6 protein-coding genes are annotated in these 9658 nt (G+C 67.5%); 2 read left to right on the forward strand and 4 right to left on the reverse strand.

Annotation, left to right across the window (positions count from 1 at the left end; all coding sequences use genetic code 11):
- The 3 genes from ACN469_RS05910 to ACN469_RS05920 all read right to left on the reverse strand — a co-directional run.
- Nucleotides 1–542: hypothetical protein (locus ACN469_RS05910; RefSeq protein ID WP_498765003.1), on the reverse strand; the 542-nt coding region annotated here is incomplete at its 3' end.
- The gene (locus ACN469_RS05915; RefSeq protein WP_498765005.1) at nucleotides 539–3217 is read right to left on the reverse strand and encodes a phospholipase D-like domain-containing protein; all 2679 of its coding nucleotides are present in this window, start codon (nucleotides 3215–3217) and stop codon (nucleotides 539–541) included. The genes ACN469_RS05915 and ACN469_RS05910, both read right to left, overlap by 4 nt.
- Nucleotides 3195–7166 carry a DEAD/DEAH box helicase gene (locus tag ACN469_RS05920; protein WP_498765007.1) on the reverse strand — a complete coding sequence of 1324 codons (3972 nt, stop codon included), beginning with the start codon at nucleotides 7164–7166 and terminating at the stop codon, nucleotides 3195–3197. The genes ACN469_RS05915 and ACN469_RS05920 overlap by 23 nt, the downstream gene beginning before the upstream one ends.
- 64 nt (nucleotides 7167–7230) lie before the next feature.
- On the opposite strand from ACN469_RS05920, the gene ACN469_RS05925 reads away from it, so the two are divergent.
- The gene (locus ACN469_RS05925) at nucleotides 7231–7668 is read left to right on the forward strand and encodes a hypothetical protein (RefSeq protein ID WP_498765009.1); all 438 of its coding nucleotides are present in this window, start codon (nucleotides 7231–7233) and stop codon (nucleotides 7666–7668) included.
- A 97-nt stretch (nucleotides 7669–7765) separates the two neighbouring features.
- The gene (locus ACN469_RS05930; RefSeq protein WP_498765011.1) at nucleotides 7766–9091 is read left to right on the forward strand and encodes a DUF2254 domain-containing protein; all 1326 of its coding nucleotides are present in this window, start codon (nucleotides 7766–7768) and stop codon (nucleotides 9089–9091) included.
- 63 nt (nucleotides 9092–9154) lie between these two features.
- On the opposite strand, the gene ACN469_RS05935 is transcribed toward ACN469_RS05930, so the two are convergent.
- The coding region (locus ACN469_RS05935) for an AbgT family transporter (protein WP_498765013.1) at nucleotides 9155–9658 on the reverse strand (504 nt) is incomplete at its 5' end.

Raw genomic sequence — 9658 nt, forward strand, 5'->3', positions numbered from 1 at the left:
TTCCGAGCGTTCTCCTCGAGGCTGTCGGACCGCGCTGACTCCAGCGAGCGCTCCGCTTGTTCGAGACACTGGCGCAACTCGGTCTCGGCCCCACCTCCTGCGTGGGTGCGCGCACGTTCCATCAGTTGGCGGGCCTCCTTCAGGTTGGGATTTGGTGGGTGTTTCTGGGCGACCGAGACGGCTTCGATGCGGCCCGCCAGGGCTTCGAGGCTGGCCTGCGCCTGCGCCTGTGTTTCCGACCACGCCTTGGCGCGTGATTGGGCCGCCGCCAGGGTGGTGGTCAACCGCTGCTGGAGCCCTTGGAGTTCTCTCAGTCCGGCATCGGGCTCCTTCTCCACGTGGGCTCCTGCTTCGCGCAGGGCGCCGGCCAGTTCGCGCAGCTCGGCGGCGGCGTACTGCTGCACGGCGACATCGCGAACCCCCGCAATCGTCGCGTCGCACACGGCCATCAGGGCATGTCCCTCGCGTCGCACCTGCTCCAGTCGCAAGGCTTCCAGTCGCGCTCGTTCCAGTTGCAGCGCTCGCTGTCCATTCACGCTCATCGCCGCTTCTCCTTCTTGCGCTGCTTGAGGGATTTGTTCGTCCGCACCGCGGGGGGAGGGGTGGGTGGTTCAACGAGGGCTTCCAAAGACGCCCTCGTCAGTCCCAGTCCTTCCCAGGCTCCGGTGAGCCGCTCCCAGAGAGGCGACGCTTGCTTGCGTGCATCGCGGAGGGCGCCCATGTGTCGAAGCAGCGGAGGGCTCGCGGTGCGCTCGAGGTCGGGGCCAAGGATTCCCGCGACGCCACGGAGCGACTCGAGCCACCACGACATGCCCTCTGCCAGGACCTGTAGCGCGAGGGGCGCCAGGAGTGCCTGGGTCCAACGGCGCAGCACCAGGTCCGCGCCCGGCCAGCCTTGGAGCCGTCGCGAGAGTTCCTCGACGAGACTCCCATGCTCTTCGACGAGGAATTCCCGAGGGGAGATGGGCAGGAGCGCTTGCAGCTGCCGGTTCCACGTCTCGTCATTCGGAGCGCTCTGCTTCCACACGTTCTGGCTGGTACGTCGCAGGAGGACGACCTGGTCGAGCCGGCTCGGGAGAGCCTCCGAGGCAGGGAGCGCGAGAATGCTGGTGATCGCCTCGGCCGGCTCCAGCAATCCCTGGCTCATATACAGGTGCTCGGACAGCCGTGCCTCGGTGCGCGCGGGAGCGGCGGCGATGAGGGCCCTCCACTGGCTGGTGTGATGGGCTTTCAGCGCGGGGCCCAGCAGGGGGAACAACGGCTCCTGATGTTTCCGCCAGTCCTCGAAGGCTTCGTACCGGAGCGGGGCGGGAACGATTGCGACCACCGCCCAGGCCCAGGTTCGCGCCTGCTCCGCGGACGCGATGGTCGCGACGAGTCGAGCTGACTCCGCGAGCCTCCACAGATCTGATCGAGTCGGGGTGACCTCCAGGCAAACTTCCAGGTCCACGATGAAGCGCTGACTGCGCGACGCCGCTCCCGGCCAACGCCGGTCCATGGCCGCACGGAGCCTCCCCAGCAACGTCAGTGGCGCGACCGAAAGGAGGACCGACATGGCCTGGACCCAGTGCGCGATGAGTGGGTCGAGGACCGCTTCTGGCGTGGTCTCCGAAGGTGCTCCGTCGATGAGCGCGCGCAACACGCTGTCGGGAACGACTTGGGGGCCCGAGGTGACGATGGCCTGATGGAAGGTTCGCCAGGCCATGGCACCCGCGCCGCGCCAGGGCGCGGGCATCGCGTCCGGAACAAGCTGGTTCACGAGGTCGGCGAGTTGTTGGATGGCCGTGATTCGATCCACGCCCGGGCAGCGCGTGGACACCCAGGCCTCGATGCCGGCCCATCCCTGAGGAGTGGGATGAAGCGCCAGTCGCGCGAGGTCCAGCCTCAACACGGGCTCTTCGAGCAGCCTTGGCAGCACGGCCTCGGTTGAGGGTTGCTGACGGACATCCAGTGGTATGTACGTGCCCGCTCCGGTGGCGGGCAGTGCCTTCAGCAGCGCGCGTCGCAGCTCGGTGCCAAGCGCCGCCGCGCCGTCGCGGAGCTTCTCGACGAATTCAAAAGAGTACGTTCCGAGTTCCTCCACCTCGGCGGTGACTTCGTCGAGGAGCAAGGCCTCGCAGCCATCCACCACGAGGGCGCCAGGAGCCTTGTCCGCGTGCATGGCTTCGACGACGAACCCCGGCGCACGCCGAGGGGAGGAGGACCAGTCCCTGATACCCGTGCTCTCGGCGCCGAGGACGTAGACAGCCACCCCTCGGTTGGCCGCGGCGGAGAGGGCTTCCGTGAGTCCAGGAGCGGCGGCCCACGTCGCGTGAAGCAGCACCTCCGTCCGGGCGGCGGCCACCAGACGCTTCGCTTCCTGCACGGCCTGGGCGATGGGCACGAGCCGCTCGCGCAACGTGCTCGACGTTCCCAAGGACTGGCGACGTCGTCGGAAGGCAGGGTGGGGCGCCCAGTCATGTGTCACCGCTTGTGACGGAGTGACCCACTGCTCCAGGGAGTACTGCGTGAGTTGCTCTCGTTGCATCGCGGTGAGAGATGGCGTGTGAAGCTGGAGCCGTCCCTCCGGAGTGGGGACGAGCGCGAGCGGATGTTTCACCCAACTGAAGCCAGCACGAGCCTTGGGGGCCTCGTCACGGGTGAGCACTCGCACGCTCCTGATGCGAGCGTCCGCACCTCCCACGGGAGGCCCGAGTCGCTGGACGATTTCCCGGAGTCGCTCCAGGCCCACTTCTCCCCGAGGCGCGGGAAGCCCGGACGGGTCGCTGACCGGGCATTCAGGGACGGGAGTTCCAAGGGTGTCGACCGGGAGTGACTCCTCCGTGATGAGGTCGAAGCACAAGCCATGGCTCACGGTGGAGGGCTCGCCGTCGACCTGACCTTTTCGGAACAGCTCCAGTCCTCGCGTGGTGAAGCGGACCTCCTCCAACTCGGTGGCCTTGGTCACGCCGGGGAGCAGCTCGAGCGCTTCTTGCGATACCAGGGCGCGCAGGACGTCCAAGAGGAAGCGAGGCTCTCCGAGGCCCAGCTCCTCGGCCATCTCCTGCAACGTGGGCGGGGTGTCGCTGAACGCCTCCATCACGCGAAGCACTGCCCACTCCAGGGCGGTGAGGCGGCGTGGCTCGACCACCTCCAATTGGCAAGCGACGTGCTCGATGGGCCACTGGAGTGGGATTTCCCACCAGGGATTCAGCTCAGGCGAGGAGTTGCCGCGCATAGCGTCTGCCTCCCGCACGGACGGCGATGTTGAAGATGTTTTCGTAGATCGGCTTGGTTTCAAGGGGGCCCCCATCCAGGGGCGGCAGCTCGATGCGCGCTCGCTTGAAGGTCTCCGCGGCGCCGATGATGACCAGCAGCTCCTGGGCCCGGGAGAAGCCTACGTTGATGCGCTGGAACTGGCGCACGAACTCTCCCAGGGAGCCGCGCACGGAGCGCACCAGGCTGGCGATGATGATGGGGCGCTCCATTCCCTGGAAGCGGTCCACCGTGTTGGCCCGGACCTCCATCGCATCGAGGGTGTCCTGCTCGCGGTCGATGGCGCCTCGGAGCGCCTTGAGCTGGGCGCCATAGAAGGTGATCACCCCGACCTGTCGACGGGCGTCCACATGAAGGGTCTCTCCTGCTTGCACCTTCCGCCCGGCCTTCTGGGAGCGCCCCTGCACACGAATCCGTTTCTCTTCGAAGAGGTCGTCGAGGGTGGCGTCAGGGAGCCCACGCAGGCGCCGCTGGACGAAGTCGCGCATCGTCGCGCCTGCCTCCGCCTTATCGACACGCAGATCCAGGCGCTGGCCATAGCCCCGCGCCTTCAGGGCTTCGTTGAGCCGGCGGAGCGTCTCCAGGACCAGCTCCACTTCCAATAGGTTGACCTTGGAGGATCCGCGCTGCTCCTCCCAGTTGGGCTGTTGCTGGGAGTTTCGAGAGGAGTCCACCCAGAGCAGGTGCTGATGGGGCTCCAGGAGCCGGCCACCGTGGCCATCCGGGATGGTCAGATGGTGCTGTCGCAGGGTGTCGAGCTTCTCCCTCGGATTGTCCACTCCGGGGCCCGCTCCGGGTTGGAGCCTTCCTCCGTAGAATTGGTTCACCGCATCCATGACCTGGGGATGCATGCGGTACTGGGTCCACAGCATCGCCTTGAGTTCGTCGGGTGCGGCCTCGAACAACTCCTGGAAGAGGCTGGCCGTCACCATCCGCTGATACTTCTGGAAGGTCTCGGCATCGATATCCCCCTCGGCTCGAGCCTCGGCGAAGCTCGACTCCCGCTCTCGAAACATCGGTGGGAGCTGACGATGGTCTCCCACCAGCACGACCTTGCGGCCCAGGAGCATCGGCATGATGAGCTCGGTCGGCGTGGCCTTGCTCACCTCGTCGATGATGACCATGTCGAACGGCTGGAAGTCCGGGGCTTGGAAGAGCCACTTCTTGCCGGCCTCGTTGCACGTCATCCCCACGACGTTCGCGTGCTGGATATAGAGGGCCTGGAGTTGCTCTCGGTCCGAGTCCGCGACGCGGGCCAGTCGCTGACTCCATTCCTGCTGGACCTCGCGCCACCGTTTGCGGCGTTCGAGTGGTGTCTCGATTTCGCTGTGTGCCGCGCGTTGCTTCTGGGCCGCGGCCTCGACCGCCTGGGCCGAGGGCTCTGGCGGCGGCGCTACGTCTCCGGACGGAAGCAGGGCGTGCCAGGTCTCATTCCATCGCTCCCGAGCCGATTCCAGCGCCTCCCGGAGCTCGCGCTCTCGAGTCAGCTGTCCCTCTCGCTCCGCCCGGAGGTGCCCGAGCTCCACTTCGGCTTCGCGCGCGGTGACCTCCAGTTGTTCCCCGTGGCGCTGGGCTTCGTGGCTCCGGGTGACGAAGGCCCGCGACAGCTCCGGAAGAGACCGGGTGACACGCGCGCTGGCCGCTTGCGCCTGCTCGGTGAGCGCCTCGAGTTCATCGAGGTTCGGCAGCAGCTCTCGTCCCGGCTGGAGGGAGTCCATGAGCTGCTGCGCGGGCAGGGGCGCCGGAGTACCCCAGCCTCGCGAAGAGGAGTCCGCGAACTGCCGCGTGAAGCGAGACCACTGCTCACCTTGGAGTTGTTTGATCTTCTTGTTCAACGCCGGGAGTCGGGCGGCATCGGCATCGGCATCGTCCTCGGACAGCGAGAGGCGATGACGCTCCGCCACCAGGGTGGCCAGCTCGGCCTGGGCACCTCCCGCGTGTCCGCCGCTACAGAGGCGCCGGCCCTCACCCAGCAGGCTTCGCAGCGTCTCCAGCACAGTGCTCCGGCGCTGGATGGCGGCCAGGAGCGCGATTCCATCCAGCGAAGCCACGGAGTCCCGCGACGGCAGAAGGGCACGGGCCTCGCTGACGACGAGGTCGATCTCAGGCAGGTCGAGAGGCGCGGTGAGGGACGGCGGTTCCGCGACACCGTCCGCCCAGGCCTGGAGGGCTCTGAGGACTTCGATGTGGTGGTGGGCGGCCTCCTTGCGTTCGCGCACGTCGCGGACCTGACGTGAGTGCGTGTTCTCCCGATGTCGGGTGTCCTCCAACTGCTCGCTCAGGAGCCGCAGGGTCGTCCGGGCTTCGTCGTGCGCGACCGACACCGCGCGCAAGGTCTCGAGCCGTTGCCGAGCCTGGGCCCATGCGTCCTCCATCCGGGAGGTCTCTTCGATGCGCTCCGTGCAGGCTTCGGAGATGGTGGAGAACCACCGGTCCACCACCTTGCCGGCCAGAAAGTCCTGGTAGTCCTCGTCGACCTTGTCCGCGTTCCCCAAGCGCAGACGGCGAATGCTCGGCCTGTCCGCGATCCGACTGAGCGCATTGTCCACCGCGAGGTTGGTCTGGGATGCGACGAGCACCCGTCCTCCCTCGGCGGTGACCCGCAGGCACAGCTCGGCGATGACCGTCGTCTTGCCGGTGCCGGGAGGACCTTGGATGAGGAAGAGGTCTGGTGCGGCCAGGGCCTTCGTCACAGCCGCGTCCTGTCCGGGATTGAGAGGGCGGGTTCCGGCCAGCGGCGTCAGGGCCGGAGGTGGACTCGCCGGCAGGCTCGCGCGAGCGGCCGAGAAGAGGAAGTCCGCGAGGCGTGGGCAGAAGCCCTGGCTGTTCTGCAGGCGGTCGATGGCCAGGGTCTGATTGCGCAGGGGCGCCAGGTCTCCCGCGATGGAGGAGACGAGGACGCCTCGAGCGGGGAGCAGTTGCTCTTTCTGTCGGAGCCGAACAGCTGTGTCTTCGTCCAGCCGGATGACGACCTGACCTGGTGAGGGTTCGCTTCCGAGGGCGTTGGCCCAGGCGTTTCCAGTGCTCTCGCTTCGCGGATCGAGGCCCGTGACGCTCTCCACCTCGCCGAGCGGCACGGGGTCGGCCTCACGCCGACGCGGAGGCGGAGGCCGCCTCTGATCTGGACGCTCGTCCTTCTCCTGTTCGGGAGGAGTGGCGCTCAGCTCCTGTCCTACGAGGCGGCCAGGGCCAGGGACGGGGTATTTGACGAGGAAGGCCAGCTGGTGCTCATCGATCCACCTCCAGCCGAGGTAGGGCACCTTGACCTGGAGCTTCTTCACGCGCTCTTCCTGCCAGGAGAGAAACGCGCGCCAGCCTTCGAGTCTCTTGCTCGTCTCCTCGCGATGAAAGGGCAGGCGGCCGAGAACATTCAGGTCCTCGGGGTCCATCCACAACTCACTGGGATTCCAGAAGAGCGGCGCGGTGAGTACCCACTCGTGGTCTCGTCGTGGAACGTGAGGGGTGACCTCGAAGCGCTTGACCACGAGCCGCCCCTGGCGACGATAGACTTCCATCCCAAGGGTCTGATGCGCGGCGGCGTAGCTCCCAGCCTCCGGCCCATGGCTCACCGGCCTCAGCAGCCATTTCGGGTGCTGGCGGTCGAAGCTGATGTTGGAGGCAATCAGGGTCGTGGGGATGCGGTCGGGCCACACCCGTTGGCGGAAGCGGGAGAGGAGTGAGCCTTCGCCCTCTTCCAGGCCGAGCTGGTCCCGGTATCGCTGGAGGAAGCCATTCGTCTCCTGCGGCTTGTCGAGGGTGGACTCGGTCAGCTGCAGACAGAGGCGTGCGAGGTGACGGGGTGTGTCCGCGTCGCCCTCCAGGTCTTCGTCAGCGGCGTCATCTTCATCGTCATCCTCATCAATGGCGGCTTCGTGCTCGTCCCTCAGCTCATCAACTCGTGGGTCGATCAAGAACTGATCCAATGTAGGAAAGCGACGCATGCGGTCTCCCTGCCTTCAGAAACAGGGATGCCAAATGCCCGCGCTACCCCTCGCCGGAATGGTGATTCGCGTCGGCGGAGGCGGGCGTTCGGGCTATCCTCCCAGCGACGCCATGAAACTCGAGCGCCATGTCGGAGGGCTCTCCCTCACGCGGAAGGCCAACTATCTGCGGGCGCGCGGCTGGCTCGAGGCCGAAGGTGGCTGGTCGAATGAGATCTTCGGCCAGCACCCCCTGGCGAAGGCGATCCACCACCAGCTCACGGACGACCTGGCCCAGGCGCTGTGTCAGCGCGGCTGGCAGGTGCTCGGGTACTCCGAGCGCGGCTACGTCCAGCTCCGCGACGGAGAGCGCGGCAAGCCGTGCTCACTCCCCAAGGCCCTGCGCACCCAGGCTCGCCGCGAGAAGCGGCCGGTGGCGGAGCTGACCTACTCGCTGTTCCTCGCGGCGCTGGTCGAAGTGGACGCGGGGTAGGGCACCCGAGAGCACGCAGGCCGAGGCCCGGCCGCGCGTCTGCTGCGTGCCACGTCAGGCGGGGCCACCTTTCCCTTTTGAGCGAGAGGGAGTTCGCATGGTCGGCCGCCGTCTTCGCAGGCTCATCCGGGACCCGTATTGGCTGCTGCTCCTCGTCGCGCTCCTCGCCGGAGGCTTGCTTGGCCTGGAGCTGGCGCGCATCCAGTGGGACACCGCCTCGGCCTTCTTCGGCCAGGCGTGGCGTGGCGACCCCAGTGAGACACGCTCCGCGCTCACCGCGCTGTTCGGCCTCCAGATCACCGTCCTCACTGTCGTCCTGTCCTTGAATGCACCGGTCATCCAATCCGCGGCGAACCAGTACTCGCCCCGGCTCGTCCCGCTCTATCTGAAGAGCGCGCCGCTGCGCCGGGCCATTCCCCTGTTCTGTTTCTCCAGCGGCTACATCATCGTGTCCGTGCGCGAGCTGGGCCTGATCGCCGACGAGGCAGTGCGACCACGCCCCGTCCTGTCAGCGGCCTTCATCCTGGTCTTCTGCGCGCTCATGGCCCTGGTGCTGTGCCTGATTCGCACGTTCCGCTACATGCGCGTGGAGCGGGTCCTCGGCCTCGTCCAGGACCTGGTGGTCTCCGCGGCGGAGCGACGCATCCGCGCGCGACTGAGTGGGCTCGTCCTGGACCCCACCGCGACGCTGACGCTGCCTCCCGAGTCCATCGCGCTCACGGTGCCGTCCTCGGGCTACCTCACCGAGGTCGACCTTCGACGGCTCACACAACTCGCTCGGGAGTGGAATGTGCGGACCCGCATCGACGCCCTGGTGGGGGACTATGTCGACGCCGGTTCGGTCGTCGGCTGGGTGGTGCCGGAGGCCGCGGGGCGGATGGACCCTCGCGCGATGCATGACCTGGCCACCACCCTCATTCTCAACGCGGTGCGAGAGCCCGACTGCGACCCCGCGCTCGGGATTCGCATCCTGGTCGACGTCGCCAACCGGGCCCTCTCGTCCTCCTCCAACGACGCCTATACGGCCCGACAGGCGCTGCAGCAGGTCCGCTCGGTGTTGCGCCGACTGGGGCACCTGCCGCTCGGGGACTGGAACGTCATCGACCCCGAGGGCCAGGTGCGCGCTTCCGTCGCGGGCATGCGCCTGCGCGACTATCTCTTCCTCGCGGTCGATGGCCCCCTCCACCACGCCATGGGCAATCCCGAGGTCCTCGAGGAGGTGCTCCAGATCGCCATCGCCGTGGGGCTGACCGCGCAGGACGAGGAAGACCGAGCCGCGGCCCAGGCACTGGTGGCCCGGGTGCTCGAGGAGGCCGCCACGCAGGAGCCTCCGGCTCGGGAACGTCTCCACCGCATGCTCACCGCGGCGAGCAGGGTCCGCGCGTCCTTCGCACCAGACTCACCCCAGTGGGGCCCTCACTGAGCCGGTCCCATCCTCGCGCCGCGCCAGGGCTCGCGGCCCTGGCACGGCACCGATGCGCGTGGCTCAGCCGAGGCCCCACGGGAGCCCCAGCACCTGCCAGCCCACGAGGAGGAGGATCCACGCGATGAAGACCACCACGACGTACGGCAACATCAGCGCCACGATGGTGCCTACGCCTGCTTCCTTCTGGTACTTCTGCGCGAAGGTCACGATCAGCGCGAAGTAGGCGTTCAGCGGCGAGATGGCGTTGAACGGACCGTCACCCACGCGGTACGCGGCCAGCACGGCCTCCGGGTCGACATTCAGCCGCATCAGCAGCGGCACGAAGACAGGGGCGAAGATGGCCCACTTCGGAATGGCGCCCGTCATGATGAGGTCCAGCACGGCGACGACCCCGACGAACCCGACGAGCAACGGCAGCGCCCCGAGCCCCGCATCCTCCAGGATGTCGCCCATCTTCACGGCCGCGAGCGTCGCCATGTTGGTGTACGTGAACAAGGCAATGAACTGGCTGATGATGAAGAGCAGGAAGATGAGCGAGCCCAGCCCCGCCACCGCCTTCTCCAT

The sequence above is a fragment of the Corallococcus terminator genome, from assembly GCF_049194865.1.
In the GTDB taxonomy this organism is placed as follows: Bacteria; Myxococcota; Myxococcia; order Myxococcales; family Myxococcaceae; genus Myxococcus; species Myxococcus terminator_A.

Coding starts and splice junctions, on each gene's coding strand:
- ACN469_RS05915 (WP_498765005.1), bottom strand. CDS start 3,217: ATGCGCGGCAACTCCTCGCCTGAGCTGAATCCCTGGTGGGAAATCCCA.
- ACN469_RS05925 (WP_498765009.1), top strand. CDS start 7,231: ATGCCCGCGCTACCCCTCGCCGGAATGGTGATTCGCGTCGGCGGAGGC.
- ACN469_RS05930 (WP_498765011.1), top strand. CDS start 7,766: ATGGTCGGCCGCCGTCTTCGCAGGCTCATCCGGGACCCGTATTGGCTG.